Here is a 26,268-nt window from a genome sequence, read left to right as displayed (position 1 = left end):
CACCGTTCGGCTTGGCTCCATCGCTCTCGGCAAGCTTGCGGTAGCGGGCCAGCAAATCGTCCCCCCCTGGTTCTCGCGCGGGCATCGCCGGCAGGCCGCGTATCTCACGTAGCCTGGTGACGAAGGCGCCGCGCCCGTATTTGCGGCGAAACTCGACGGATCTCGGATGGATACCGCACGCGGCCCAAAGCCTGCGTTTCAGATAGCTGGATGTCTTCAGGCGAGAGGGGGCCGCCGCTGCGGCAAGAACTTTGACGCGCAGATCGTTCGGCATCAGCATGCCGCTGGCAAGTTCTTCCTGTTCCACCGCCGTGTCTTCGACGTAGCTGCCACTGCGCTGGCCGGAGAAGATACTGAGCACCGTCAGGTGTGGCATGGTCGCGATCGCGGCTCCCTTTCGCCAGGCCCGGAAGAGCCAGTCCTGCGAACTTTCGCAGGAGCATTCGCTGGCAGGGCGCCAGGGGCCGAGCCAGCCCAGCGATGCCCGCCTGGCCATCTGTGCCGATCCGTATCCGGCTGTGATGACGGGATCATAAAACCCGCCCTTGCCCATCCCGTAGATTGAGGTCTTGAGAGGATCGCCTTTCACCCGCGCAGGTTCGATGATGGCACCGCGAGCAATGACGATATCGGCGCCGGTCGCATCGATCCAGCCGGTCATCGCCGCGAGATGGTCCGGAAACCAGAGGTCGTCATGGTTGAGCAAGGCCACGAACCGGCCACGTGCCCTGGCAAAGCCGATATTGTTGGGGCCGGATTGCTCGCCGAAATTGACCGGCAGGTTGACATAGACGATGCGCGGATCGCCAAATTCGGCGATGACCGCCGCCGTGTCGGGGCGACAGGCATCGCCAATCACCAGAATTTCAAAGTCCTGCAGGGTCTGGCCCAGCACGCTGCGCAGCGCCTGTCGCAAGGCGGCGGGGCGGTTATGGGTTGCGATCACCACCGAGACGAGCGGCGTGTTCTGCCCGGTTGCATCGGACTGGCCGGGTCGTTCCACGCTATACCAGCTTATAGGGGATGTGTTCCGTGTCCGGCGGCAGGCGCCAATGGTCCGGTGCGTCATACGCATAAGCCTTGTCGACGAGATTGAGCAGCAGGGCGATCTCCGGCCCGAGCGCCTTCACACCGTGCCACACGCCTGGCGGGATGACGACGATCGCCGGTCGCAATGCGCCGACGATCTTGTGCCAGACCGTGCCGAAGCTGGGCGAAGCCTTTCGGCCGTCATAGAGCGATATGCGCACACTGCCGACACAACAGAAAAGCCGATCCAGCGTCACCTTGTGTGCATGCCAGCCGGTCACCGCACCCGGATACATCGTGCGCTGGAAGACCTGGCCGACGGGCAATTGATCGAGATCCCACTCATCCCGGAACACCTCGGTCAGGTAGCCGTTGGACGTCGCGACCGGCCTGATTTCCTTGATCCTGACGCCGTCGATTGCCGGAGGATCGATGGCAAGCCAATCGGATGTGACGATCTGCCGGTCGGGCGTCCCCGTGGCCATCCAGCCGTCCGGTGCTGCGCGTTCGCCACTGTTCATTTTCAAACCCCAAAATCCCGGGGTTTGATACGGGCTTGCCCCATTGCTGGCAAGCCGGGCTTGCTTGGCCATAACAAAAACCCGCAGGATTGCTCCCGCGGGTTTTTGGTCGCCTGAGATGTTACTGCTTCCCGGAGGGGAACTTCAGAGTCTGGAGATCAGGGAGTGCCGCCGCCTGGGATGCCGGGCGCCAGCTTGCTGGCGCCGTTGATGATCTGGCTGAGGAAGTTCTGGTCCTTGCCGCCGGTCGGTGTGGTGCGTGAGACGAAGTCGAACATCTTGCCGTCTTTCAGCCCGTAATTGGCGATCTGGGTGACGCGGCCGTCGGCGCCGAAATAGACCGCCAGCACCTTCTGATCGATGAGCCTGGGCTTGTCGAAGGCGACGTAGCGCTTGCGCGTCTGCGATATGTAATAGAAGGCCTCGTTGTCGAAGGTCGCCGTCGTCGACGGCGTGCCGAGCGCCAGCAACACCTGCTCGCGGCTGGAACCGACTGGTACCGAATCGATTGCCTGCTGGTCGATGACGTAACCCTGCGTCAGCGTCTCGCTGGGGCTGAGGTCACCGATCATCTTGTTGGTGTGGCAGGCGGACAGCGCCGAAACAATCACCAGCAGCGAGATTGCGCCAGCGGGCCTGGACGAGAAGGTCGACTTGAAATTCAGCGCGCGCAACAACAACTCCATTAGCTGGCCGCAACTTGCGCTGGGCCGCGAAACCGGTAAACCAGCTTGCTTGCCGATGCAACAAGGCCACTTCAACAAACGGTCCCCAGGAGACCATCCCCAATGTTCCAGCGCTTTTTTGGCCGCGAACGCCACGCCAACCGCGCTATCACCGAGGCGCTTTACGCACAAATCGTGGCGGCGGCGCGGCAGATCGTGTTTTATTCCCACTGGAATGTGCCAGACACGCCGCTCGGCCGTTTCGAGATGCTGTCGTTGCACATGTTCCTGTTCCAGCATCGGTTGCGCGGTGAGGGCGGCGTGGCGCAAGAGGTCGCTCAGGTGCTGATCGACGAGTTCTTCCTCGACGTCGATCATTCGCTGCGGGAGTTGGGCATTGGCGACGTTGGCGTGCCCAAACGCATGAAAAAGCTGGCAAAGATGTTTTATGGCCGAACCGCCGCCTATGACGATGCCCTGGAAAGAAACGACCGTGACGGGCTCACCGCAGCCCTTGCCCGCAATGTCCGGCCCGACGCCGGCGCCTGGCCGGAAGCATCGCTGCTGGCCGACTATGTCACCGACGCCTGCAACCAGCTGGCCGCGCAGACACCCGAATCGATTGTCTCCGGCACGCTGGCCTTTCCGTCGCCAAGGGAGGTGAACAATGAAGCACATTGACCCGCAAAGCCCGGTATCCTTCCGCGCCAACGTCACGCGCCTGCCGCAGAAAGGTCTGCCGGTGGTTATCGAGGCCGATGCCGCACAGCGTGCAGCGCTGGCCGAGGAGCATGGGCTGATTTCGGTCGAATCCTATCGCGCAGAGCTTCTGGTGGCGTCATGGAAGCGCAATGGCGTGAAGATCAGCGGTCGCATCGAAGCCGACATCACCCAGGCTTGCATCGTCACGCTCGAGCCTGTCGAAGCGCATATCGACGAACCGGTCGAAGCTCTGTTGCTACCTGAAGACTCCAAGCTTGGACGGCAGGGTTTCGACGGCGGCGGCGAGATCCTGCTCGACGCGGAAGGCCCTGACAGTCCCGAAACATTTTCCGGGGACACGATCGATGTCGGGGCACTTGCCGAACAGTACTTCGGACTGGCCATCGACCCCTATCCGCGCAAGCAGGGCGCGTCGCTGAATGCCGGCAGCGAGACCGAACCGGCGGAGAATGAATTTCAGCAAAAACTGCGATCCTTGCTGGGAAAATCCTGAAAACCTCGCCCGCGACGGAAAAGTCGGTTGTGCGGCAGCCCAAAACCGTTATTTTCGCCGAACCTTCGCGAGCGCTAAAGCGATCTGCCGCCTAACCGTGAGATAAATACCGCGTGATCAGGATTTCCATCGATGCCATGGGCGGCGATCACGGACCAGCCGTGGTTATTCCGGCGCTCATGACGGTCGCGACCCGCCGTCCCGACATCCGCTTCGTCATCTACGGGCGTGAGGAGGTCGTGCGCCCGGAACTCGCCAAGTTTCCCAAACTCGCCGAGGTCAGTGAGTTCTTCCATTGCGAAATAGCGGTCAGGATGGACGACAAGCCGAGCCAGGCGCTGCGCCACGGCCGCTGGAAGTCGTCGATGTGGAAGGCCGTCGAAGCGGTCAAGGCCGGCACGGCGGACGCCTGCATCTCGGCCGGCAACACCGGCGCGCTGATGGCGATGTCGAAATTCTGCCTGCGTACCATGGCCACCATCGAACGCCCGGCGATCGCAGCACTTTGGCCGACATTGCGCGGCGAAAGCGTGGTGCTGGACGTCGGCGCCACCATCGGCGCCGATGCGCATCAGCTGATCGACTTTGCCATTCTTGGCACCGGCATGGCGCGCTCGGTCTTCGGCATTGCCCGGCCCAGCGTCGGTCTGCTCAATGTTGGGGTTGAGGAGATCAAGGGCCAGGAAGAGGTCAAGGAGGCCGGGCGCATGCTGCGCGAAGCCAATATGGCCTCGATGAACTATCATGGTTTTGTCGAGGGCGACGACATCGGCAAGGGTGCGGTCGATGTGGTTGTCACCGAAGGATTTGCCGGCAACATCGCGCTGAAGACGGCCGAAGGTACGGTAAGGCAGGTCAGCGGCTATCTGCGCGCGGCAATGAGCCGGACGTTGATGGCCAGGATCGGCTATCTCTTTGCCAAGGGCGCCTTTGATCGCTTGCGCGAGAAGCTGGACCCCGGCCGCTCCAATGGCGGCGTCTTCCTGGGGCTGAACGGCATCGTGGTAAAGAGCCATGGTGGTGCAGATTCGGACGGTTTCGCCGCAGCGATCGAGCTTGGCTATGACATGGTACGCAACAATCTGCTCGACCGCATCGAGGCCGACCTGGACCTGTTCCATGCGCGCAACCCGCATGCCCTGACATCTAGGAAATCCGACGTCGTTACCGACGCAAAGGAATAGGAAAGAACTTTGATCAGATCAGTCGTGCGCGGCACGGGCGCCGCGCTGCCCCGCCGAATCATGAAGAATGCCGATTTCGAAGGCATGGTCGAAACCTCCGACGAGTGGATCGCCCAGCGCACCGGTATTCGCCAGCGCCATATCGCAGGTGATGACGAGACGACGGCTTCGCTGGGAGAAGCGGCGGCGCGTGCCGCACTTGCCAATGCGGGTCTTACGCCCGCCGACATCGATCTGATCGTGCTGGCGACCTCGACGCCCAACAACACATTTCCGGCCACCGCTGTCGAGATACAGAACCGGCTTGGCATGCATCACGGCTTTGCCTTCGACATGCAGGCGGTCTGCTCCGGCTTCGTCTATGCGGTAGCCACCGCCGATCTCTACATCCGTGGCGGCCAGGCCAAGCGCGTCCTGGTGATCGGCTCGGAAACATTCTCGCGCATTCTCGACTGGAGCGACCGCTCGACCTGCGTGCTGTTCGGCGACGGTGCCGGTGCCTTGATCCTGGAAGCGGGCGAGGGCGCGGGCACGATCGCCGACCATGGCGTCCTGGCGGCCAGCCTGCGCTCCGACGGAACCCACAAGGACAAGCTTTTTGTCGACGGCGGGCCGTCGACCACGGGCACGGTCGGCCACCTCCGGATGGAGGGCCGCGAAGTCTTCAAGCATGCGGTCGGCATGATCACCGACGTCATCGAGGCGACGTTCTCGCAGGCCGGTATATCAGCCGGCGATCTCGACTGGTTCGTACCGCACCAGGCCAATAAACGAATTATTGACGCTTCCGCCAAGAAGCTCGGGATAGCCGAGCAAAAGGTGGTGGTTACGGTCGATTTGCACGGTAACACCTCGGCAGCTTCCGTGCCGTTGGCGCTTTCGGTGGCCGTCGCCGACGGCCGCATCAAGAAGGGCGATCTCGTCCTCCTGGAAGCGATGGGTGGCGGCTTCACCTGGGGCGCTGTTCTGGTTCGCTGGTAAGTGCCGAACGGTCCGGTTTCGGTCCTTGACCTTGCCGGATCAATTACTTAGGCTCTGCCGTTGTTGTGCCGAATTTTATGTTTTGAGCTGATGGGACGGTCGCATGGGGGGAAAGACACTTACGCGCGCCGACCTTGCCGAGGCAGTTTACCGGAAGGTCGGCTTGTCGCGCACTGAATCGGCCGAACTCGTCGAAGCGGTGCTGGACGAAATCTGCGAAGCGATCGTCCGCGGCGAGACAGTGAAGCTGTCGTCCTTCGCTACATTCCACGTCCGCTCCAAGAACGAGCGCATCGGCCGCAATCCCAAGACCGGCGAAGAAGTGCCGATCCTGCCGCGCCGGGTGATGACCTTCAAGTCGTCGAACGTGCTGAAGAGCCGTATCCTGCGCTCCCACCAAAGCGGCAAGGCCAAAAGCGGCAAGTAGCCCACTGCGCGGTTGAAAACCGCCGCCGCCATGACGCCGGGCTTGAATATTGCTTCATAAACCGCTGAAATAAGACCCGATTCGGCAGGGTAAGCCGGATCGTCGTCCAGCGTGAGGATTCGCCCATGGACAAGAGCCCCGACGCCTTTCGTACCATCAGCGAGGTCGCCGAAGATCTCGATCTGCCGCAGCATGTGCTGCGCTTCTGGGAAACGCGTTTCAACCAGATCAAGCCGATGAAGCGCGGCGGCGGTCGTCGTTACTACCGGCCGCAGGATGTCGAACTGATCAAGGGCATTCGCCACATGCTCTACGACCAGGGCTACACCATCAAGGGCGTGCAGAAACTGTTGCGCGAGAATGGCAATCATTTCCTGGTCGCCATCGGCAATGGTGACATGGCCGCCGTCGAGGCGATCTCGCAGCGCAGGCAGGCCGATCAGGTGCCGCTGACGCCTGCAGCCCAGCCGCGCGGCATGGATGACGAACTGGTTGGCCAGCCGCGGGTCAAGCCCAGCCGCCGCTTTTTCGGCCTGGGCAAGAGCGACGAGGACGGTCCGGTGCAGCCGGACGCGTCGAAGCTCTCGCGCGACAATCGGGCCTTGCTACAGGAGGCGCTGTTCGACCTCCTGGAATGCAAGCGCCTGCTTGACCAGGTGCGCTAAAGCAATTCCAGGAAAAGTGTGACACGGTTTTCCCGGAAAAGCGCATGGCGCTTTCCCTTGGGAATTGCGTGAAAACAAAGAGATAGAGCAGCCCGAAGCGACATCGATATCTCGAAAACCGGAACCCGTCTTCCGGTGAGGCGTTTCGTTTCCTTCTGCAAGTGAAGGAAACACATCATGGCATCATTTTCGACCCTCTCGGACATCGACCTCGACAAGCAGGTCGCGGCTCTCACCAAGGAATTGGCCAGCTTGAGGAGGGCTGTGGCGAGGCGCGGCGGCGCCTATTACGAGGACGGTCGCGATGCCGCGCTCGACACCTATTCCGATCTTGCCGGGCGTCTGCGCGATGCCATGCCGGCAATCCGCAAACAGGGCAGGGTGATCGAGAAGTCGGCCCGCGACCATCCGGCGGCGGCCGCCGCGGTCGGCCTTGTGGTGCTCGGGCTTGTTGCCAGCCTGCTGTTCAGCCGGCGCTGAGCTGCGACCCTTGGTATCCTCTCCGGAACAATGACGAACAAAAATAGCGGCCGCCCTTCGGAGCGGTCGCCGTCGTTTTTTATCGGGTCCTGCCTAAATCTTAGGCTTTGCCAGAGGACCATGATTGGAAGCTCAGACAGTCCCTGTTGGGAACGACATGCCGGCCAGTCTGTGCGCGAAGCCGGACGCCTCGTGCGCATTGATGTCGGCGGCGCGGATCAGATTGTCGAAGTGCTGGATCAGTGTCTGGATCGGCTGGGTGGCGTTGAGCACCAGATACATGTCGCCGACATAGATGGCGGCACGATAGGGGCCGAAGATGGTGTAGGGGATCGAATAGCGCATCCGCCCATCATAGAGAAATAGCCGGAAGGTCGGGTAGAGGTCGTCGAGCAGCGTCGCCATATGCAGCAACTGGGCGCGCCGGTCGGCTTCCGGGAAACGATCCCAGACACCCAGGCCGCGGGCAAAGATCTCCAGCGTGTGGCGCGGCATGCAGACTTCCATGTCGGTTTCCGGCCGCCTGTTATAGTCGATGCGGTATTGGGTTTCTCCGGCCTGGGCGAGGCGGCTCTTGTTGGCGATGCCCGCCTCGTAGTCGACCAGCGCTTCGGTGCGCAGAAGATCGGGAATGCCGGCTGGAACGTAGCGGATCTTGGTGCCGGCCGCCTCGGCATGCCATTTGGCCAGCAGCGTGCGGTCGAAACCGTCGGGCGCTTCCTCGATCTCCAGGCTCTCGCGGATTTCGCCCGTGAGGCCCTCGTCCTGGCTGAGGCCGAGAAGCCAGTCCAGTGACACCTTGAACTCGGCGGCGATGTTGAGCAGCGTTTCGGCGCGGGGCAGGCGGGTCGAGGCGCCCGACAGCAGCTGCGACAGCGCCGAGCGGTCGATGCCAACCGCAGTCGCGAAGGCCGACTGGTTGAGGTCGGAGCGTGTCAAGAGCATTTTCAGGCGTTCGCGGAAGATCGTCGACAGGTCGCGCTTGTCCATGTCCGTGCTCCAAGCCGATTGAGGAAAAATTTGCGCCGAACCGCTTCCAAGCGCATCTCAGGCGTAAATGAATCCCTAAGTCTGTTTACAATGTATAACATGTGCGGTCAAAAATGCGCAATCGCAACAGTTTGTGCACTTTGTCTCGTTGAGTGGAATCATTTCTCCTGACACAATACTGTCAGGAACCAATTGGGGTTCCGGCGACTGAGGGACAGTGGTCGATAGCATGACGAGCAAGAGCATCAGGCGACACAGCGTACCGGCCATCGAGTGGCCGACCGTGGTACTCGCCTTCTTCTGTTACGCAACATGGCTCGCCACCGGTTTCCTGCTCTGGCCATCCTACCCCGTCCTGGCGCTCGCCGTCCTGGCTTTCACCGCCGCACTGCAATCTTCGATCATGCACGAAGTGCTGCACGGTCATCCGACGCGCAACGCGCGGGTCAACGAAGCCTTTGTGTTTCTGCCGATCGGTCTGGTCTGGCCATTCCGCCGCTTCAAGACCATTCATCTGCGCCATCACGCCGACGAGCGGCTGACCGATCCACTGGACGATCCCGAGAGCTATTATCAAGCACTCTGGCAGCATGACGAGCTGCCGCCGACGATGAAATTCCTGCTCAAGATCAACAACACCATGGCCGGCCGTTTCGTGCTCGGCCCCTGGCTGTCCTGCGTCGGCTTCTTCATCGACGACGCCAAGCAGATGATTGCGGGCGACAAGGCGATCCGCAAGGCCTGGCTGCTGCATGCGATCGGCCTGGCTGTCGTGCTGCCGATCGTCCAGTTCGGCTTCGGCATCCCGCTGTGGCTTTACATTCTGGTCCCGGTCTGGCTCGGCCAGTCGCTGATCTCGATCCGTACGTTCGCCGAGCATCAATGGTCGGAACATCCGGAAGGCCGCACGGTGATCGTCGAGCGCTCGCCGCTGTCGTTCCTGTTCCTCAACAACAATCTGCACTTCGTCCACCACAAGACCCCGACCGTGGCCTGGTACAAGCTGCCCAAGCTGTTTCGTGACCGCCGTGAGGAATGGCTGCGGATGAACAATGGCTATGCCTATCCGAACTATTTCGCGCTGATAAAAGCCTATGCCTTCAAGGCGAAAGAGCCGATCGTGCACCCGGTGCTGCGACGTGCGCCGGAGCCGGGCAGGGCCTTCAAGCCGCGCATCAGGGCGCGCAGCATCAGCGGGCTGGGCAGTGCGCCGGTCCCCGCCGAGCCGCCGAAGGAATAATTCCGGCCTATCCGGGATCCGCGTCGGCCAATTCTGATTGGACGCCGCGTTTTTGCGATCCTTTTTCCAGACATGATGATTGAGTGTCGGCATGAGTGAATTGGTTGCGGCGTTGCCGATGTATGACTGGCCCGAAGTGCGCGGCGAGGTCGACGCGCAATGGGCACGATTGCGCGATGCCTTCCGGCAAAAAGGTATCGACGCGCCGCAAACCCTGGTGCGCAGCAATGGCGACCTGCCGTCGGTGCCGGGCGGTATTCGCGATGCTGCCGGTACATTGATCGCGCCCGATCCGGCGACCCTGCCGCCGGATGAACTCGACTATCACGAGCTTTGGCTGCACCCGGCGCTGTTGTTCGCGCAGACCTGCTGGGGGCCGATGGAGCTTGGCCTGTCCAGGCATGTGCAGGTGATCGGCCAGCCCAGCTACGACGCCTACGAAGGCGGGCAAGGCGAACTCTATTCCAGCGCGCTGGTGATGCGGACAGGCGAGGGGCCGGAAGTTCTATCGCCGGCGGACGGCAGCCCCTTGCTCCCGCTCAATCTGATGCGTGGCAAGCGCTTCACCTTCAACAGCCTCGATTCGATGTCGGGGTTTCTCGGACTGACACGCGACCTGGATGTGATGGGCGAAAGTCTGGACATCTTTGCCTCGCGGAGCGAAAGCGGCGGCCATCGCGCTTCGATCGTCGCCATTGCCGAAGGCAGGGCCGATGTTGCGGCGATCGACTGCGAGAGCTGGATACTGGCGCAACGCTTCGAGCCGGCGGCGAAAAAGGTGGCGGTCATCGGCTGGACGGGACGGCGCAAAGGCCTGCCTTACATCACCGCCGCAACGACGCCGGAAAAGACGGTCAAGGCGCTGCGTGAGGCCATTGCCGGACTAGCCGAGCAGCCGCTCGTCAAGCGGGTAGGTTGAGAGCTGCTCGTTGCCGGCCGCGGTGATCAGGATCTGCTCCTCGATCTTGACGCCCTCGCGCCCGCCAAGCCGGCCGATATAGCTTTCCACGCACAGCACCATGCCTGGTTCCAGCACGCCGTCCGGCGTGTCTGATGTCCAGTCGCTGGCATGCGGCAGCGTCGGATATTCATCGGCCAGCCCAACGCCGTGATAAAGCACGCCGTAACGGGTCGGGAAGCAATCGCCGGGCGGTACCGCCGAGCGTTCGACAAGGTCGCGAAACCTGATGCCCGGCTGCATCAGAGCCGTGTTGTGTTCGATCTGATCGGCGGCGATGCGAAACAGGTCGCGCTGTTCGTTGGTCGGCGTTGTATCGCCGCACAGCCATGTGCGCGACAGGTCGGCGCAGAAGCCGTAGGGACCGATCAGGTCGGTGTCGAAGGCTACAAGATCGCCAGCCTCGATCTTGCGTGACGAGCATTCCTGGAACCACGGATTGGTGCGCGGCCCCGACGTGAGCAATCGCGTCTCGATCCATTCGCCGCCGCGCGCGATGTTCCCGCGATGAAGTTCCGCCCACAATTCGTTCTCGGAAATGCCCGGCTTCAGCGCCTGTTCCATCTCGCCCATCGCCGCTTCGCAAGCGACGATGGCGCGGCGCATGGCCAGGATTTCGTCCGGAGACTTGATCAGCCGCGCGTTCTCCATCACCGCTTCGCCATTGCCGATGGAAATGCCGAGGCGAGCCAGTTCCTCGACGCCTTCCGGATTGATGTGGTCGATGGCGATCCGGCTGTTGCCGCCACCATGCTCTTTCACCAGATCGACGATTCCGGCGGCCCAGCGGCGGACTTTCTGCTCGGTCAGTTCGCCGCCATAGAGATACATCCACGATACCGCCGGCCGCACTTCGTCGACGACGCCGGAATGGTCGGACAGGTGCTCGCAGGAAAAATAGTCGAACAACACCACCGGCCCGTCGGTGGCAACAAAACAATGCCGCGTCGGGTTGTGCGCCACCCAGAGCTGCATGTTGGTGCTGTCGGTGGCGTAGCGGATGTTGACGGGGTCGTAGAGCAGGGCGCCGGCGTATCCGCGGCGCTTCAGCTCGGCGCGGATGCGTTCCAGCCGGTACTGGCGCATGGCAGGCAGATCGGGAGCGGCAATGCCTGCCGCTGCCCATTCAGCCTCAGCCTGCGCGCCGTAGCCCAGCACATGCTGGTTGAGCCCAACTGCCTTCTGGCGGGAGGCGTCGCGCAGCGCTTCGATAGAGTCCGGCTCGAACGGCATGATCTTGCGATGCCGGCCAAAGCTGCCCTTTGGCCCCGCGCTGTCCATGATCAGGTCCGCATCTTCTCGCCGCTAGGGTCGAAGGGCGCTTCGACGTTGATGCGGGCCGGTCGGCGGTGTCCGAGGATCTCGATCTCGAACAGTCCGGCACTTTCGTCCTCGGCAAGAGCCGCCGGCACATAGCCTTGCGCCATCGACTTCTGCACATAGTGGGCATAGCCGCCCGACGTGACCCAGCCAACCACGCGCCAGTCGCCGTCGACGATGCCGCGCACGGCGGACGCGCCTTCGGCAGCCTTGGAGCCACGTATTTCCTTGCCGCTCTTGTCGAAGCGCGGCGCGCCATAGCCGTGCGGCTTTTCAACCGTGCCGTAGTCCTTGCTGACCTTGGCCCAGATCGGCTCGTCGCCCATGACATCGGCATCGGCGGCATCGACGATGAAGGAAACGCGGCGCAGTTTTGGTCCTTCGGCCTGTTCCTTGGCGGCAGCCTCGCGGCCGATGAAGTCGTTTTTCTCCAGCTTGATGAAGCGATCCATCGCGCCTTCGAACGGTCCGTAGATCGGCCGCAGCTCGCGGAACCAGGTCGGAAAGTTCTTTTCGAGACGCATGGAGAGCAGAGCGCGCATGCCGAAATCGACCAGGCCGAACTCCACCCCGGCGTCTTTGATCGCCTGATAGACAAGGCGCTGATAGGCCGGCGCCATCCAGATTTCGTAGCCGAGGTCGCCGGTGTAGGTGATGCGGTTGACCAGGCATGGCGCGCCGCCGACAGCCATCTCGCGGAAATCCATGAAGCGGAAGGATTTGGTCGAGATGTCGACATCGACCAGCTTCTGAAGCAAGTCGCGCGACTTCGGCCCGGCGATCGACAGGCCGACCAGCGTCTGGTCAAAGCGGTGGATGCGGACCGACCCGTCCTTCGGCAGGTGCTTTTCGAACCAGCGCATGTGGTATTTCTGCGCCGCCGACGAACCCCAGATCATGAAGCGGTCTTCGGCCGCCTTGGCGATGGTGAAATCGCCGATCAGCTTGCCGAATTCGTTGAGCATCGGCGTCAGCACGATGCGGCCGGTCTTCGGCATGCGGTTGGTCATCAGCCGGTTGAGGAAATCCTCGGCCGCAGGTCCCGACACTTCGTATTTGGCGAAGTTGGCGATCTCGGTGACGCCGACACGCTCACGCGTGGCGCGCACTTCCTCGCCGATCGGCCCGAAGTCGTTGGAGCGGTGGAAGGAGACGATATCCCTGGGTTCCTTGCCCTTCGGCGCGAACCAGAGCGGCGTCTCAAGTCCCCAGCTGTCGCCCATGACGGCATTGTTGGCCAGCATCGTGTCGTAGAGCGGCGTCGTCTGCGCCGGGCGTGCGGCCGGCAGTTCCTCATTGGGGAAGCGGATGGAGAACCGGCGCGAATAGTTTTCGCGCACCTTGGCGTTTGTGTAGCGCAGGCCTGCCCATTCGCCGAAGCGGGTGACATCCATGCCCCAGACGTCGAAGCCGGGGTCGCCATGCACCATCCAGTTCGACAAAGCGAGGCCAACGCCGCCGCCCTGGCTGAAGCCGGCCATGACGGCGCAGGCGCACCAGAAATTGGTCAGGCCCTGCACCGGGCCGACCAGCGGGTTGCCGTCGAGCGCGAAAGTGAAGGGGCCGTTGATGATCTGCTTGATGCCGGCCTTCTCGATGCCGGGGAAATGCTTGAAGCCGATTTCCAGTGACGGCGCGATGCGGTCGAGGTCGGGCGGGAGCAATTCATGGCCGAAATCCCACGGCGTGTTGACCGGCGACCACGGCTTGCAGGCCTTCTCATAGGTGCCGAGCAGGATGCCGTTGCGCTCCTGGCGGGTGTAGATCTCGCCCTTGAAATCGAGCACGCCGATCATCTCGCGGCCGGTCGACTTGTTGAATTCCTCGACCTCCGGCATCGGCTCGGTCAAGAGATACATGTGCTCCATGGCCAGCACCGGCAGTTCGACGCCGACCATGCGGCCGATCTCGCGCGCCCACAGGCCGCCGCAATTGACGACATGCTCGGCCTTCACCGTGCCTTGTTCGGTGACGACGTTCCAGGTGCCGTCGACCTCTTGCGTCAGTTCAACGACGCGGTTGCGCAGCACGATCTCGGCGCCGAGTTTCTTGGCCGCCTTGGAGTAGGCGATGGTGGTGCCGGACGGATCGAGATGGCCTTCGACCGGATCCCACATGGCGCCGACGAAATTGGTCTCGTCCATCAGCGGGAACATCGCCTTGGCTTCGGACGGGGTGATCAGCTCGGTGTCCATGCCGAGATAGCGGCCCTTGGCGTGGGCAAGGCGCAGGAAGTCCATGCGCTCGGGCGTATCGGCCATCATCACGCCGCCGGTCAAATGCAGCGAGCAGGACTGGCCTGATATTTCCTCGATCTCCTTGTAGAGCTGCACCGTATAGGCCTGCAGCTTGGCGACGTTGGGATCGCCGTTCAGCGTGTGGAAGCCGCCCGCCGCATGCCAGGACGAGCCGGAGGTGAGCTCCGAGCGCTCGATCAGCATGATGTCGGTCCAGCCGGCCTTGGCCAGGTGATAGAGAACCGAGCAGCCGACGACGCCGCCGCCGATGACAACCGCTTTTACGTGAGATTTCATTTAGATAGGTCCGTTTTTGAAGAGATTGAATCGGGTGGCCCCTCTGGAGGGAAAGGAAGGGCGCCAGCCTGCATAAGCTCGCACCTTTCCTCTCCCCCGTCGATCGGGGGAGAGGTGTCGAGCGCAGCTCGACGGAGTGGGGGTCGACTGTTCATCAACAACACAGACGATCAAAAATCGGTCGGCGCGCCGCCCTCGGACCGGCGCTTGTCGACGAAGGCGTTGAGTTCCTCGCGGATGGCCGGGTCCATATGGGGCTCTTCGTAGGACGCAAGCCGTTCCTTCCAGACTTTGTTGGCCTTTTCGAGCGCCGTCGGCGAGCCAGCTTCCGCCCAGGTCTCGTAATTGCGCCAGTCGGAGAGGATCGGCGAGTAGAAGGCGGTCTTGTAGCGGTCCTGCGTGTGCTGGGTGCCGAAGAAATGGCCGCCCGGTCCGACCGACTGGATGGCGTCGAAGCCGAGCGCCTCGTCGGACAGGTCGAGCGGGGTCAGGAATTCGGCCACCATCTGCAGCAGGTCGATGTCCAGAATGGTCTTTTCGTAGGAGCAGCGCAGGCCGCCTTCGAGCCAGCCGGCGGCGTGCATCATCAGATTGCCGCCGCCCTGGATGGCGCCCCACAGCGAGAACACGCTTTCATAGGCCGCCTGCGCGTCGACCGTGTTGGCGGCGCAGGTGTTGGAGGTGCGGTAGGGGATGTTGTAGCGGCGGGCAAGCTGGCCGCCGACGAGCTGCGCCTTCATGTATTCCGGCGTGCCGAAAGCCGGTGAACCGGACTTCATGTCGACATTGGAGGTGAAGCCGCCATAGCCGACGGGCGCGCCCTTGCGCACCATCTGGGCGAAGGCGATGCCGGACAGCGCCTCGGCGTTCTGCTGCACCAGCGCGCCGGCGATGGTGACCGGCGCCATGGCGCCCGACAGGGTAAACGGCGTCACGACGACGACCTGGCCCTTGCTCGACATCTGGATGATGCCTTCCATCATCGGCACATCGAGCTTGAGCGGCGAATTGGTGTTGATGATGGTGAAGACGGACGGTTCTTCGAGCATTTGTTCGTGGCTGATGCCGCGCGCGATCCTGGCGATCTCGATGCCGTCGACATTGCGCTCCTTGCCGAGCGAATAGATGTGGAACACCTTGTCGGTAAGCACGCTGAGATCGCGGATGCATTCGAGGTGCCGGACGGACGGATGGATATCGGTCGGTTCAACCGGATAGCCGCCCGTGCAGTTCAGGATGTTATGCATCTGCGCGAGCTTGAGGAAGTTGCGGTAGTCCTGCTGGTTGCCGGGCCGGCGGCCGCGATCGATGTCGGAGCAATTGGGCGCCGACGCCATCATAGAGATGATCACATTGTTGCCGCCGAAGCGCACATTGTGTGCCGGGTTGCGGGCATGGATGGTGAATTCCGACGGGCAGTGCGACACCAGTTCGAGGATCATGTCGCTGTCGAAGCGCACCCGCTCGCTGCCCTCGCGCACATCGGCGCCATGCGCCTTCATGATGCTCCGGGCTTCGTCATGCAGCACGTCGACGCCGATTTCCCGCAGCACGCGCAAGGAAGCGAGATGGATCGATTCCAGCTCGTCGTCCGAAACCAGCCTGGTTGGGGTCAGCGGGTTCTTCAGCTGGCGAAAAGCCGGCTGCTCGAACGCGGCCGAGCCGCCGGCGCGCTTTCCGGCGCGGCCGCCGCGACGGGCGCGGTCGGTGGCCAGTGCCGGTTCCAAGGGTTGTAGGGCGGCGGTCATGATGGTCCTCGTGCGATGCGATAGCGGGCGGCATAATGGACCGGCGGCTGGCCAGCCATTGCGGAGGCGGCGACCACTAGGGCGAGGGAAGCGACATGCCGGGACGGCAGCTGCGCGACCACGGCATCGCCCTGCCGTGCCGATGCGCCCGGAAGTGCCCGAGAGCAGCCGTCGGCTGAATGCGCTTATGTGGAGTGCGTTACACTTCCGTCTTTTACTTATGATATACTTGCGAGCCTAACGTCTTTGGAGGGACAGTCATGCCTGACGTCGTCAAAGTGCGCGCCGCGACGAACAACGAGGTCGCGTTCCTTTCCTGGGATATAGACGGGATGATCTCGGGCTGCCTTGGCTTCGAGATCGTGCGCATCTATCCCGACACCGGGGTAGAACGCTGCCTGGCCTCCTGGGTGCCTTTCAAGGGACAGCGCAATCCGAGATGGATTCCCCAGGACACCGGCGTCTGGCCGGTGCAGAAGACATTCTGGCGCGATCTGACCGTGCGGCGGCGCCGCGACAGCATCGACGTCAGGCCAGACGGCGAGATGATAGCCTACCGGGTGCGTCCGGTGGGCGACATGAAGCCTGGCCTCGATCCCGTACCGGTGCGGCCCGATCAGGTCGTCGATGGCAAACCCGCCTATACCGGGCCGGCACGGCCGCTGGGCTATCTCGGCCACGGCGCGGTCAGTCCGCCAATCTTCCTCGGACAGATGTTCGGCAAGGCGCGTGTCGCCTTCACCAATGGCGTGCTGTCGACGCAATGGATGTCGCACGCGTTGCAGGAGGCCGGCATCAAGGTCGGGCAGCGCGAGAAGATCGCTGCGATCCTGCAGGATCCGACCAGCAAGATACGCGCCTATCTGCACGGCGATGTGCCAGATGTGCTGACCAGTCTCATGAAACGGGCCAAGACCGAGGGTGGCACGGTCAGGCTTGCGCTCTATGAACTTGGCGATGACGAATTGTGCGATGCTATCATCGCCGCGAAGGATATCGTCGAGGTTATCCTTTCCAATTCTGGCAGGGACGACCAGACCAAGGCCTGGGACGCCGGTAACGCGCCATACAGGAAGCGCTTGCACGACGCGGGCGTCGTGGTGACGGACCGCCTGTTCAACAACAACCACATCGGCCACAACAAGTTTGCCGTCTACCGCGATCCCCAGGGCAAGCCGCAAGCGGTGATGACCGGCAGCACCAACTGGACGTCGACAGGCATCTGCGGACAGTCCAACAACGCCTTCATCCGCGACGACCCTGATATGGCCGAGATCTTCGACGCCTATTGGCAGCGCATGAAGGCCGATGTGTTCCCGCCGCCGGCCTCGGAAAGCGCCGCCGGTCATGTCGCGCAGACGCAAGGCGTGCCCTTCCGCCGGGAAAACCACAGGCCAAATTCGCTGAACGGCGCCACGGCGGCGCTGGACGGCATGACGGTATGGTTTTCACCCAACGACCCCGACCGCAACAAGAAGGACATCTCGGTGCGGCCGGTCGACCTCGAGGACGTCTTTGCCCGCATCAAGGCGGCGAAGCGCGCGGTGCTGTTCCTGGTGTTCAATCCTTCATTGCTGGGCGACAACTCGATCGTCGACCAGGCGGTGGCGGCAGCGATGGCCGATCCGAAGCTGATCGTGCAGGGCGCGATCAGCGACGAGACCGCCATGCCCAACTATGTCGCGCCGACCAAGGATCCGGTCACCCACAAGTCGAACAAGGACGGCAAGTCGCCATTCGTTTTTCCGGAGAAAGTCTGGGAGGCGCCGAACGTCTCGATCGTGCGGGCGGCAAACCTGACCGGCGCGACGATCGCCCGCGATTTCCAGGCGGAGGTGCTGACCGTCGGCCATGCGATCGTGCACGACAAGATCGTCATCATCGATCCGATGGAAGACAACGCCACCGTCATCACCGGCAGCCATAACCTCGGCTATAAGGCGTCCTACGAAAATGACGAGAACCTGGTGATCGTCGAGGGCGACAAGACCTTCGCCGCCGCCTACGCGGTGCACATGCTCGACGTGTTCGATCACTACAAGTTCCGCGCTTGGCGCCGGACGATCGGCAAGGGACCTTCCGACGATGACGGGATCGCCACCGATGACAAGTGGTTGAAGCCTTACGCCGACGGCAAGAAGGGCGCTATCGCCCGGTATTTTCCGTAGCGTCGGCCGAGCCGGGCACTTGCCGCCGTTCAATCAGGAACCATTCGGCTTCGGCCAACCGGACGGGCTCGTTGGCGCAAGCGGATTTCGGTGGCCGGCCCTTCCTTTCCCCAAGTCGAACCCGTAGCTAGTCGGGCTTGCAGGCCGGATGGCCAGCATTTCATATGGATGACAGCATCAGCATGGTCGCGACCGGCTCGAGCGAAGGCGAAGCGGGAACGCAGTGGGCAGCGCTTGCCGGCGTCACAGCGGCACTTGCCATGTTCGGCGCGGCGCAAGGGCTGAGCTCGCCGCTGTTCACACTGCTGATGCAGAAACAAGGCATGTCGCCGGCACTAATCGGCCTGTCGGCGGCGATGATGCCGCTCGGCCTGATCCTGTCGGCTTCCTTCGTGCCGGCGGCGGTGCGGCTGGTCGGCGCACGCAACCTGGCGGTCGGCTGCTCGCTGACCGGCGCGCTCTGCTTCCTGGGCATCGGTTATCTGCAGGACTGGGTGGCCTGGTTCGTCATCCGCTTCATCATCGGCGTGGTCATCAACCCGCTCTACATCCTGGGCGAGGTGTGGGCGCTGTCGCTGGCGCCGCCGTCGCGTCGCGGCAGGGTGATGGGTGTCTTCAACACGCTGATGGGCGCCGGTTACGCGGCCGGGCCATTCGCGCTGACCCTGCTAGGCACGTCGGGCTGGGCGCCCTTCCTGGTCGGTGTCGCCGGCTTCACGCTCTGTGCGGTGATCCTGCACGCCGTCTCGTCAAAGCTCACCGGTTTCGAGGATGACGGTCAGCCTGCCAGCGGCCTTGTCGGCTTCGCCAAGGTGGCGCCCGCGCTGCTGCTTGCTGTTCTGGTTTCGGCGGCGGTCCAGCAGAGCACCTATGCGCTGGTCCCGGTCTTCGGCGCCAGTTACGGTCTGGCGGAAGCCGTGCTGGCCTCGCTGGTGATGGCGCTTTCGCTGGGCAACATCCTGCTGCAGATTCCGCTCGGCCTTCTGGCGGAGCGTTTTGGCGGCCGCGCCATGATCATCGTCTGTGCTCTGGCGACCGCCACCTGCGCAGCCCTGCTGCCGTTGTTGATCATGACGCCGCTGATCTGGGTGGTGCTGCTGGTGATGGGCGCTGTCGGCTACGGCGTCTACACCATGGCGCTGGTCGAACTCGGCAGCCGGTTCAAGGGCTCGGTGCTGGTCGCCGGCAACGCGGCCTTTGCGCTGATGTGGGGTGCCGGCGGCATCGTCGGCCCACCCGGTGCCGGCCTGCTCATGCAAGGCATCGGCCCGCTCGGCCTGCCGGTCGTGATCGCCGGCCTCGACGCGGTGCTGGTGTTGTTCGCGCTGTATCGCTCATCGGTGCGCCGAGCTTCCTGACAGGCCCAACCTCCTGACAAGCCCAGCCTCCTGACAAGCATCGTCTGGAGCAAGCGGTTTTCGGCCGCCGGGGGCTTACCACCATCCAACTCAATCGCTAATCCTGCAGCCCGATAATGGTGCGCACAATGACTCTGGCGGAATCGAACGACGACGAGACGATGCAATGGGCCGCGATTACCGGTGTGATCGCGACCGTCTCGGTGTTCGCCATCGCGCAGGGGCTGTCCTATCCGCTGTTGAGCTTCATCCTGCAGCGCCAGGGCGTTTCTCCGGCGATGATTGGCCTGTCGGCGGCGATGACGCCGGTCGGCTTCATCCTATCGTCGCCGCTGATCCCGGCGCTGGCGCGCCGGTTCGGGGCAGGGCGCACCGCGCTCATTTGTGCTGCTCTGTCAGCAATCGTGCTGGCGCTGATTGGCTGGACGCAGAATGTCTACCTATGGTTTCCGCTGCGCTTCCTGATCGGCGTGGTGACCAATCCGCTCTATGTGCTGAGCGAGATCTGGGTGATCGCGCTGGCGCCGCCGGCGCGACGCGGCCGCGTCATGGGTGTCTATTCGACGGTCATCTCGGCCGGTTTCGCGGCTGGGCCGTTGTGCTTGCTTGCCGTCGGCACGCAAGGCTGGCCGCCCTTCCTCGTCGGCATTTTTGCCTTCGTGCTGTGCGGCATCTGCCTGGCCTCGGTGCTGCCGCGGCTGCCGAAGGTCGACGAAGCCGGGCATCAGGTTTCCGTTCTGGGCTTCGTGCCGCTGGCCTGGCTGCTGTTGTTTGCCGTCGTTGTGGCCGCCGGCTTCGAGCAGGGCGCGCTGGCCTTGCTGCCGGTCTATGGCACTCATCACGGCATCACTGAGACCCGCATGTCGGCGCTGCTGTCGGTGATGATCGCCGGCAACATCGCCATGCAGGTGCCGCTCGGCCTGCTGGCCGAAAGGCTTTCTGCGCGCCTGGTGCGGCTTGCCTGCGTCGCGATCACGGTGCTCGGCTGCCTGCTCCTGCCGCTTCTCATCGAGTCATCACTGATCTGGCCGATGATCTTTGTCTGGGGCGCGGTTTCCTACGGCATCTACACGATGTCGATCATCGAGCTCGGCGAGCGCTTCACCGGCTCGACACTGGTCGCCGGCAATGCCGCCTTCTCGCTGATGTGGGGCGTCGGCGGCATCGCCGTGCCGCCGCTGGCGGGCACCGCCATGGACATCTTGGGTGCGAGAGGTCTGCCGATCACGCTTGGCCTGATGTGCCTGGCGCTGGCCATCGCAAGCCTGGTTGGTCGGCGGAAAGCCTTAATCGTGCGCTGAACATATTGAATACCGGACACGGCATATCGATGTTGGCAGTGCCAAAAGCGACACGTTTATCGGAGACCTCATGACCAAGCCCGCCACCAAGACGCCCAATTCCGCTCCTTCGACCGACGATCCGTTTCTCTGGCTGGAGGACAGGACAGCCAAGCAGTCGCTCGACTGGGTGCATCGCCAGAACGAGGTCACGGTTGGCGAGCTGCAGGGCGATCCGTCCTATCAGGCGTCGTTCCAGACCGCGCTCGACCTGATGACGGCGGAGGACAACATCGCAGTCGGCGCCGCCATTGCCGGCCATGTCTACAATTTCTGGCAGGACAAGACCAATGTGCTCGGCCTCTGGCGCCGCACGACGGTCGCTTCCTACAAGACCGAGAAGCCCGACTGGGAAACGATCATCGACTTCGACCAGCTTGCGGCGAAGGAGGGGACCAAATGGGTTTTTGGCGGCGCAAGCCGACTCTATCCGGACTTCAACCGCTGCCTGGTCTCGATGTCGCCGGATGGCGGCGACGCCAGCGAGATGCGCGAATTCGACATCGCGACTAAATCCTTTGTGGAAGGCGGGTTGCGCGCACCCGCTTCAAAGTCGGGCTTCGGCTGGCTCGACAAGGACACCGTGATTGTTTCCGCCGCGTTCGAAGAGTCCGACAAGACCGACTCCGGTTATCCGCGCGTGATCAAGCTCTGGAAGCGCGGCACCAAGCTTGAGGACGCGACACCGATCTTCGAGGCGCAGAAAGAGGATCTCGCTGTTGGTGCCGCCCTGGAGTACGACGGTGACAGACGCTATCTGATCTTGGCCCGGACGCTGAATTTCTTCGCCTCACACATCTTCCTGCGGCTGCCTTCCGGCGAAAACAAACAGCTGCCACTGCCGGACGACATGACCGATACGGCAATATTCAAGGATCAGCTCGTGTTCGGCGTGCGCAGTCCGTGGACAGCGCCCGACGGCACGGTTTGCAAGCCTGACGGCCTCTATTCGCTGGATCTGGCGTACTGGGTCGAGACCGGCGCGCTCGGACCTGTGGAAACCTTGTTCGAGCCCGCATATCGCGTTTCCATCGCCGGCATTGCCCGTACGCAGGACCGGCTGTTCATCAACCTGATGGACAATGTGCGCGGCAAGGTCATCGTCTGCGATCGCAGGGATGGCGGCTGGTCTCTGAAACCGGTGGCGCTGCCCGAAAACGGCAATGTCGGCATCAGCCATGCCGAGCATTTCGGCTCGACCGTCTCATTCTCCTTCACCGATTTCCTGACGCCGAGCTCGATCATCTGGTCTGACGACAATGGCGAGACGCTCGCCACCGTGAAGTCGCAGCCGGCGCGTTTCGATGCCTCGCCGCTGATCTCGGAGCAGTTCGAGGCGCGCTCGAAGGATGGCACGATGATCCCCTATTTCGTCGTCCGGCGGCGCGATCAGAAGGGTCCGGTGCCGACGCTGCTCTACGGCTATGGCGGTTTCGAAGTGCCGCTGCTGCCCGGCTATGCCGGTGTGCGCGGCCGGCTGTGGCTGGAAAAGGGCAATGCCTATGTGCAGGCCTGCATCCGCGGCGGCGGCGAGTTCGGCCCGGCGTGGCATCAAGCGGCGCTGAAGGGCAATCGCCAAAACGGCTTCGACGATTTCGCAGCGGTCGCGCAGGACGTCGTCAAGCGCGGAATCGCGACAGCAAGCTCGCTCGGCATCCAGGGCGGTTCGAATGGCGGCTTGCTGACCGGTGTCTCGCTGACGCAGCACCCCGAGCTGTTCGGTGCGGTCATCATCGAGGTGCCGCTGCTCGACATGCTGCGCTACGCCGAATTGCCGCCCGGCGCCTCGTGGATGGCCGAATATGGCGATCCGTCGAAACCCGAAGACGCGAAGTGGCTTTCAGCCTACTCGCCCTATCAGCACGTCGACGCCGCTGCCGCCTATCCGCCGGTGCTGTTGACCACCTCGACCGCGGACGACCGGGTCCATCCCGGCCATGCACGCAAGATGGCCGCCCGCTTGCAGGAAGCCGGCCATGCCAAGACGCTGTTCTTCGAGGAGACAGAAGGCGGGCATGGCGGGCGCGGCGACCGCCGGCCGCAGGCGGCGCAGACGGCGATGAAATATGTGTTCCTGCAAAGGGCGCTGGGCGGGGTGGCATAACCGGCAGGCCGAGTGTCGCCGACGCAAAGGGGGGTTCACCTCGACCGCCCTTTGCTCGCTCTCTTGTTTTGACGCAATTCCCTGAGGGAAAGCGCTACGCGCTTTTCCCGGGAAAACCGTTTCACACTTTTCCTGGAATTGCTTAAGGTGCCAGCCATGGCTCTCGTCAGGATGTTGGTTGGCGCATTTGAGGCTCGCGCATTGCGGGTCGCGGTGACACCGTCACCGCGCACGCTGCGCGCCGAGCTTTTGCGGCTGTGCGCCCGCATCGGTTATTCACCGCCTGCCATCCTCTGATGCATTCGCCCCGGCTTGGGCCGGATAGAATCCAGAGGAAAGATCAGATCCATGACCTATCAGAATTATTCGCTGAAGCAGCTTCAGCAGATCGACGCCGCACATCATCTCCACCCGTTCACCGACCACAAGGAACTGCGCGAGGCCGGCTCGCGCATCATCACCCACGCCAACGGGCCGTTCATCTACGATTCCGAGGGGGCTGAAATCCTCGACGGCATGGCCGGGCTGTGGTGCGTCAATATCGGCTACGGCCGTGACGAGCTGGCCGAGGCCGCCTATGCCCAGATGAAGGAGCTGCCTTACTATAACTCCTTCTTCAAATGCTCGACGCCGACGCCGGTGCTGCTGTCCAAGAAGCTGGCGGAGATCGCGCCGAAGCACGTCAACCAGGTGTTCTACGGCTCGTCCGGTTCGGAAGCCAACGACACGGCGTTGCGTCTCGTGCGCCACTACTGGGTGCTGGAGGGCAAGCCGGAGAAGAACCGCATCATCTCGCGCAAGATGGCCTATCACGGCTCGACCGTTGCCGGCACGTCGCTCGGCGGCATGGATGGCATGCACAAGCAGCTCGGCGGCGCGGTACCCAACATCGTCCATGTCATGATGCCCTATGCCTATGAACTGGCGCTGCCCGGCGAGAGCGATCATGATTTCGGCCTGCGCGCGGCCAAGGCCGTTGAGGATGCCATCCTCGAAGCCGGCGCCGACAAGGTTGCCGCCTTCATCGGCGAGCCGGTGATGGGAGCGGGCGGCGTGAAGATACCGCCGGTCAGCTACTGGCCGGAAGTGCAGCGCATCTGCCGTAAATACGATGTTCTCTTGATGCTGGACGAGGTCATCACCGGCTATGGCCGCACCGGCGAGTGGTTTGCCGCCCAGACGCTCGGCATCGAGCCCGACACCATCACCACGGCCAAGGCGCTGACGTCGGGCTACCAGCCGCTGTCGGCATTGCTGGTCGGCGACCGCATCGCTTCGACGCTGGTCGAGAACGGGGGCGAGTTCAATCACGGCTATACCTATTCCGGGCACCCGGTGGCCTGCGCCGTGGCGCTGAAGAACCTCGAGATCATCGAGCGGGAAGGGCTGGTCGATCGCGTCCGGAACGATACCGGCCCTTACTTCGCCAAGGCGTTGCAGGAGCGCATTGCCGGGCATGATCTGGTCGGCGAGGTGCGTTCGATCGGACTGATGGGCGCGATCGAGATCGTCAAGGACAAGGCGACCAAGGAGCGGTTCCTGCCGGCTGGAAGCGCGGCGGTGACCGTGCGTGACCACGCGATCGCCAACGGCATGATGCTGCGCGCCACCGGCGACACGATGATCCTGTCGCCGCCGCTGATCTGGACCCGTGATACGATCGACATGGCCTGCGACCGCATCTCGAAGGCGCTGGATCTGGCGCAGGCTGACCTGCGCAAGCGGTAGGGCTCGACCCTGGACCAGGCGTTCCTCAGCAGGGGAACGCCTGGCCTCGGGAACATGCTGAAGCGACGAGGGAACGAATTCCATCCCCAGCGCGTAGTGTGTGGGGCAGCGGCTGATTCGGCTGCGAGAAGGGGTTTGTTTGCATGAGAAAGACCGGCAAGAGCCGACGGACGCAAGAAGCGGCCAGCATTGGCGGTGACCTGATGCTGGCACCGCTGGTGGCGATGATGCGGCTGCCGTTGATGGCCATGGATGGCGGGAGCAGCCAGCCATGGAGCACGGAGACCGCGCGTGCGGTGAACGAGAAGACCGCGGCTATGGCCGAAGGCGCGTTTGCGGCGCAGATGTCTTTCCTGCAGTCGGCATCGCGGTTCTGGCCGGAAGTCTTTTCCGGTCGCACGCCGTCGCTGTTCAACGGTGTCGCCGCGGAGCGCTCGATCAGCGCCGCGCTGAAGCCGGCAAGCCGTGCCGTGAAAGCGAATTTTCGCCGGCTGTCCGACAAGACCTGACCGGGGTTGCAGAACTTTGATTTTGCGCATCGAGGAGCGCATGCGCTAGAACCAGTCGGTGCAGTTACCGATGGGGGACACGATGGCCGGACAACCGCTCAACCAGCCGGCTGAAATTCCAGCCGAACTCGACCGCTGGAACTGGGGCGCCTTCTTCCTCAACTGGATCTGGGGCATCGGCAACAGCACCTTCGTCGCGCTGCTGGCGCTGATTCCTGTCGTCAACATCATCATGATCATCGTGCTGGGTGCGCGCGGCAGCCGCTGGGCCTGGCAGAACCGCGCCTGGCGCGACGCAGAGCAGTTTCGCAAGACGCAACGCAACTGGGCAATCGCCGGCCTTGTCGTCTGGGTTGTCGGGATCGGCGGCTGCGCGACGATGGTCGGCAGCATTCCCTACGTCCTGAAAGGCAGCGATGCCTACCACATGACGATGGACAGACTTCGCGCCGACGACCGCGTCAAGGCCGCCCTCGGTGATGATCTGGCCGACAGTTTCTGGGTCGGTGGCCATCTCAATGTCAATGCGAATGGGGCTGGTGACGCCCAGTTCGGCATTCCGGTCCATGGCGCCAAGGGCAAGGGCACCGCCTACTCGACCGCTGTCCGAACGGCCGGGACGTGGAGCCTGCGCCTGCTGGTCGTCAGGGTCGAGGGAGCCGATGCGCCGATCGTGCTGATCAACGAAGATCATGTCCCGATCCCGAATGCTGCAATCGGAATATAGCAGGGCAAAGCGCAAGATCGCGGCCTATACGCGATGCGACAGCTGACAGTTCGGATGGCTTTGTGGCGAGCGCCGCGCGGCGAAGGTGGTCGCCGACTCACCCTATGATCCGGAAGGCGCCCGCGGGCGCATGTGAGGCATCCCGGAGTACGATCCGGGCGGTCGATGCCTCGAAACGCGCTGAAGGGCAAAACGCAAAAACCGCGCTCCATCGGGAACGCGGCTTTGCCAGATACGCATGGCGCTTCGCTACTCAAACACTTTGCGAAACTTACGGGCTCCGGTACGCGAGACCTGATCCGGAGCGCCGGGCGGATGCGATATGTCCGCCTCGCAATCCGTTTTATAGGGACATCGTTACCGCAGAGTTATCGAG

At 63.0% G+C, this 26,268-nt stretch carries 24 protein-coding genes; 17 read left to right on the top strand and 7 right to left on the bottom strand.

What is annotated here, in order from left to right:
• The 3 genes from EN993_RS10050 to EN993_RS10040 all read right to left on the bottom strand — a co-directional run.
• The coding region (locus tag EN993_RS10050) for a glycosyltransferase family 2 protein (RefSeq protein ID WP_245468724.1) at nucleotides 1-1,003 on the bottom strand (1,003 nt) is incomplete at its 3' end.
• 1 nt (nucleotide 1,004) lies between these two features.
• Nucleotides 1,005-1,550, bottom strand: coding sequence for a dTDP-4-dehydrorhamnose 3,5-epimerase family protein (locus EN993_RS10045; protein WP_164757600.1), 546 nt, complete (start codon nucleotides 1,548-1,550; stop codon nucleotides 1,005-1,007).
• A 158-nt stretch (nucleotides 1,551-1,708) separates the two neighbouring features.
• Nucleotides 1,709-2,224: an outer membrane protein assembly factor BamE gene (locus EN993_RS10040; RefSeq protein ID WP_109668931.1), complete on the bottom strand. Its 516-nt coding sequence runs from the start codon at nucleotides 2,222-2,224 to the stop codon at nucleotides 1,709-1,711.
• Nucleotides 2,225-2,338: 114 nt separating this feature from the next.
• On the opposite strand from EN993_RS10040, the gene EN993_RS10035 reads away from it, so the two are divergent.
• From EN993_RS10035 to EN993_RS10005, 7 genes are all read left to right on the top strand, one after another.
• Nucleotides 2,339-2,896: a ubiquinol-cytochrome C chaperone family protein gene (locus EN993_RS10035; RefSeq protein WP_127263100.1), complete on the top strand. Its 558-nt coding sequence runs from the start codon at nucleotides 2,339-2,341 to the stop codon at nucleotides 2,894-2,896.
• Nucleotides 2,883-3,431: a DUF177 domain-containing protein gene (locus tag EN993_RS10030; RefSeq protein WP_126068797.1), complete on the top strand. Its 549-nt coding sequence runs from the start codon at nucleotides 2,883-2,885 to the stop codon at nucleotides 3,429-3,431. The genes EN993_RS10035 and EN993_RS10030 overlap by 14 nt, the downstream gene beginning before the upstream one ends.
• A 113-nt stretch (nucleotides 3,432-3,544) precedes the next feature.
• Nucleotides 3,545-4,615: a phosphate acyltransferase PlsX gene (gene plsX / locus EN993_RS10025; RefSeq protein WP_109668635.1), complete on the top strand. Its 1,071-nt coding sequence runs from the start codon at nucleotides 3,545-3,547 to the stop codon at nucleotides 4,613-4,615.
• A 9-nt stretch (nucleotides 4,616-4,624) separates the two neighbouring features.
• Nucleotides 4,625-5,596 carry a beta-ketoacyl-ACP synthase III gene (locus EN993_RS10020; RefSeq protein ID WP_127263099.1) on the top strand — a complete coding sequence of 324 codons (972 nt, stop codon included), beginning with the start codon at nucleotides 4,625-4,627 and terminating at the stop codon, nucleotides 5,594-5,596.
• Nucleotides 5,597-5,699: 103 nt separating this feature from the next.
• Entirely contained in the window at nucleotides 5,700-6,023 is a 324-nt protein-coding gene (locus tag EN993_RS10015) for an integration host factor subunit alpha (protein WP_013532231.1), read from the top strand.
• A 125-nt stretch (nucleotides 6,024-6,148) separates the two neighbouring features.
• Complete coding sequence (locus tag EN993_RS10010; RefSeq protein WP_023810244.1) at nucleotides 6,149-6,688, top strand: MerR family transcriptional regulator; 540 nt, start codon at nucleotides 6,149-6,151, stop codon at nucleotides 6,686-6,688.
• A gap of 177 nt (nucleotides 6,689-6,865) precedes the next feature.
• Nucleotides 6,866-7,168 (top strand): hypothetical protein, encoded by a 303-nt coding sequence (locus EN993_RS10005; RefSeq protein WP_126068800.1) that lies wholly within the window; start codon nucleotides 6,866-6,868, stop codon nucleotides 7,166-7,168.
• 132 nt (nucleotides 7,169-7,300) lie between these two features.
• On the opposite strand, the gene EN993_RS10000 is transcribed toward EN993_RS10005, so the two are convergent.
• Nucleotides 7,301-8,158, bottom strand: a complete 858-nt coding sequence (locus EN993_RS10000; protein ID WP_013531192.1) for a helix-turn-helix transcriptional regulator — start codon at nucleotides 8,156-8,158, stop codon at nucleotides 7,301-7,303.
• A 229-nt stretch (nucleotides 8,159-8,387) separates the two neighbouring features.
• Here EN993_RS10000 and EN993_RS09995 point away from each other — a divergent pair, with 229 nt between their 5' ends.
• Both EN993_RS09995 and EN993_RS09990 read left to right on the top strand, forming a co-directional pair.
• A complete protein-coding gene (locus tag EN993_RS09995; protein WP_164757599.1) occupies nucleotides 8,388-9,398 on the top strand; it encodes a fatty acid desaturase in 1,011 nt (336 codons plus the stop codon).
• Nucleotides 9,399-9,489: 91 nt separating this feature from the next.
• Nucleotides 9,490-10,317 (top strand): PhnD/SsuA/transferrin family substrate-binding protein, encoded by an 828-nt coding sequence (locus tag EN993_RS09990; protein ID WP_127263098.1) that lies wholly within the window; start codon nucleotides 9,490-9,492, stop codon nucleotides 10,315-10,317.
• Here the strand turns inward: EN993_RS09990 and EN993_RS09985 are convergent.
• The 3 genes from EN993_RS09985 to EN993_RS09970 all read right to left on the bottom strand — a co-directional run bounded on the left by EN993_RS09985 (nucleotide 10,282) and on the right by EN993_RS09970 (nucleotide 15,958).
• Nucleotides 10,282-11,637: a Xaa-Pro peptidase family protein gene (locus tag EN993_RS09985; RefSeq protein WP_127263097.1), complete on the bottom strand. Its 1,356-nt coding sequence runs from the start codon at nucleotides 11,635-11,637 to the stop codon at nucleotides 10,282-10,284. The two genes, EN993_RS09990 and EN993_RS09985, sit on opposite strands and share 36 nt — an antisense overlap.
• A gap of 2 nt (nucleotides 11,638-11,639) precedes the next feature.
• Nucleotides 11,640-14,210, bottom strand: coding sequence for an FAD-dependent oxidoreductase (locus tag EN993_RS09980; protein ID WP_126068802.1), 2,571 nt, complete (start codon nucleotides 14,208-14,210; stop codon nucleotides 11,640-11,642).
• Between the two features lie 170 nt (nucleotides 14,211-14,380).
• Nucleotides 14,381-15,958, bottom strand: a complete 1,578-nt coding sequence (locus EN993_RS09970; RefSeq protein ID WP_109668651.1) for a trimethylamine methyltransferase family protein — start codon at nucleotides 15,956-15,958, stop codon at nucleotides 14,381-14,383.
• A 260-nt stretch (nucleotides 15,959-16,218) separates the two neighbouring features.
• Between EN993_RS09970 and EN993_RS09965 the strand changes: the two genes are divergently transcribed.
• The 8 genes from EN993_RS09965 (at nucleotide 16,219) to EN993_RS09930 (ending at nucleotide 25,892) form a co-directional block, all read left to right on the top strand.
• Entirely contained in the window at nucleotides 16,219-18,126 is a 1,908-nt protein-coding gene (locus EN993_RS09965) for a phospholipase D-like domain-containing protein (protein ID WP_127263096.1), read from the top strand.
• A gap of 182 nt (nucleotides 18,127-18,308) precedes the next feature.
• The gene (locus tag EN993_RS09960; protein WP_109668935.1) at nucleotides 18,309-19,484 is read left to right on the top strand and encodes an MFS transporter; all 1,176 of its coding nucleotides are present in this window, start codon (nucleotides 18,309-18,311) and stop codon (nucleotides 19,482-19,484) included.
• Between the two features lie 128 nt (nucleotides 19,485-19,612).
• Nucleotides 19,613-20,785 carry an MFS transporter gene (locus EN993_RS09955; protein WP_127263095.1) on the top strand — a complete coding sequence of 391 codons (1,173 nt, stop codon included), beginning with the start codon at nucleotides 19,613-19,615 and terminating at the stop codon, nucleotides 20,783-20,785.
• A gap of 70 nt (nucleotides 20,786-20,855) precedes the next feature.
• The gene (locus EN993_RS09950; RefSeq protein ID WP_127263094.1) at nucleotides 20,856-22,928 is read left to right on the top strand and encodes a prolyl oligopeptidase family protein; all 2,073 of its coding nucleotides are present in this window, start codon (nucleotides 20,856-20,858) and stop codon (nucleotides 22,926-22,928) included.
• A gap of 156 nt (nucleotides 22,929-23,084) precedes the next feature.
• The gene (locus tag EN993_RS09945) at nucleotides 23,085-23,225 is read left to right on the top strand and encodes a capsid protein (protein ID WP_127263093.1); all 141 of its coding nucleotides are present in this window, start codon (nucleotides 23,085-23,087) and stop codon (nucleotides 23,223-23,225) included.
• A 51-nt stretch (nucleotides 23,226-23,276) separates the two neighbouring features.
• On the top strand, nucleotides 23,277-24,656 hold the full coding sequence (locus EN993_RS09940) for an aspartate aminotransferase family protein (protein ID WP_127263092.1): 1,380 nt from the start codon (nucleotides 23,277-23,279) through the stop codon (nucleotides 24,654-24,656).
• Nucleotides 24,657-24,799: 143 nt separating this feature from the next.
• The gene (locus tag EN993_RS09935) at nucleotides 24,800-25,165 is read left to right on the top strand and encodes a hypothetical protein (RefSeq protein ID WP_109668660.1); all 366 of its coding nucleotides are present in this window, start codon (nucleotides 24,800-24,802) and stop codon (nucleotides 25,163-25,165) included.
• Nucleotides 25,166-25,247: 82 nt separating this feature from the next.
• Entirely contained in the window at nucleotides 25,248-25,892 is a 645-nt protein-coding gene (locus EN993_RS09930; RefSeq protein ID WP_109668938.1) for a cytochrome c oxidase assembly factor Coa1 family protein, read from the top strand.
• The last annotated feature ends 376 nt before the right edge of the window (nucleotides 25,893-26,268 follow it).

It is taken from the genome of Mesorhizobium sp. M7D.F.Ca.US.004.01.2.1 (assembly GCF_003997785.1).
In the GTDB taxonomy this organism is placed as follows: Bacteria; Pseudomonadota; Alphaproteobacteria; order Rhizobiales; family Rhizobiaceae; genus Mesorhizobium; species Mesorhizobium loti.
The sequence above is the reverse complement of the archived record's forward strand: the minus strand, read 5'-3'. Positions and strand labels throughout refer to the sequence as shown.

Coding starts and splice junctions, on each gene's coding strand:
- EN993_RS10045 (WP_164757600.1), bottom strand. CDS start 1,550: ATGAACAGTGGCGAACGCGCAGCACCGGACGGCTGGATGGCCACGGGG.
- EN993_RS10035 (WP_127263100.1), top strand. CDS start 2,339: ATGTTCCAGCGCTTTTTTGGCCGCGAACGCCACGCCAACCGCGCTATC.
- EN993_RS10030 (WP_126068797.1), top strand. CDS start 2,883: ATGAAGCACATTGACCCGCAAAGCCCGGTATCCTTCCGCGCCAACGTC.
- EN993_RS10015 (WP_013532231.1), top strand. CDS start 5,700: ATGGGGGGAAAGACACTTACGCGCGCCGACCTTGCCGAGGCAGTTTAC.
- EN993_RS10010 (WP_023810244.1), top strand. CDS start 6,149: ATGGACAAGAGCCCCGACGCCTTTCGTACCATCAGCGAGGTCGCCGAA.
- EN993_RS10005 (WP_126068800.1), top strand. CDS start 6,866: ATGGCATCATTTTCGACCCTCTCGGACATCGACCTCGACAAGCAGGTC.
- EN993_RS10000 (WP_013531192.1), bottom strand. CDS start 8,158: ATGGACAAGCGCGACCTGTCGACGATCTTCCGCGAACGCCTGAAAATG.
- EN993_RS09995 (WP_164757599.1), top strand. CDS start 8,388: ATGACGAGCAAGAGCATCAGGCGACACAGCGTACCGGCCATCGAGTGG.
- EN993_RS09990 (WP_127263098.1), top strand. CDS start 9,490: ATGAGTGAATTGGTTGCGGCGTTGCCGATGTATGACTGGCCCGAAGTG.
- EN993_RS09985 (WP_127263097.1), bottom strand. CDS start 11,637: ATGGACAGCGCGGGGCCAAAGGGCAGCTTTGGCCGGCATCGCAAGATC.
- EN993_RS09980 (WP_126068802.1), bottom strand. CDS start 14,210: ATGAAATCTCACGTAAAAGCGGTTGTCATCGGCGGCGGCGTCGTCGGC.
- EN993_RS09970 (WP_109668651.1), bottom strand. CDS start 15,958: ATGACCGCCGCCCTACAACCCTTGGAACCGGCACTGGCCACCGACCGC.
- EN993_RS09965 (WP_127263096.1), top strand. CDS start 16,219: ATGCCTGACGTCGTCAAAGTGCGCGCCGCGACGAACAACGAGGTCGCG.
- EN993_RS09960 (WP_109668935.1), top strand. CDS start 18,309: ATGGTCGCGACCGGCTCGAGCGAAGGCGAAGCGGGAACGCAGTGGGCA.
- EN993_RS09955 (WP_127263095.1), top strand. CDS start 19,613: ATGACTCTGGCGGAATCGAACGACGACGAGACGATGCAATGGGCCGCG.
- EN993_RS09950 (WP_127263094.1), top strand. CDS start 20,856: ATGACCAAGCCCGCCACCAAGACGCCCAATTCCGCTCCTTCGACCGAC.
- EN993_RS09945 (WP_127263093.1), top strand. CDS start 23,085: ATGGCTCTCGTCAGGATGTTGGTTGGCGCATTTGAGGCTCGCGCATTG.
- EN993_RS09940 (WP_127263092.1), top strand. CDS start 23,277: ATGACCTATCAGAATTATTCGCTGAAGCAGCTTCAGCAGATCGACGCC.
- EN993_RS09935 (WP_109668660.1), top strand. CDS start 24,800: ATGAGAAAGACCGGCAAGAGCCGACGGACGCAAGAAGCGGCCAGCATT.
- EN993_RS09930 (WP_109668938.1), top strand. CDS start 25,248: ATGGCCGGACAACCGCTCAACCAGCCGGCTGAAATTCCAGCCGAACTC.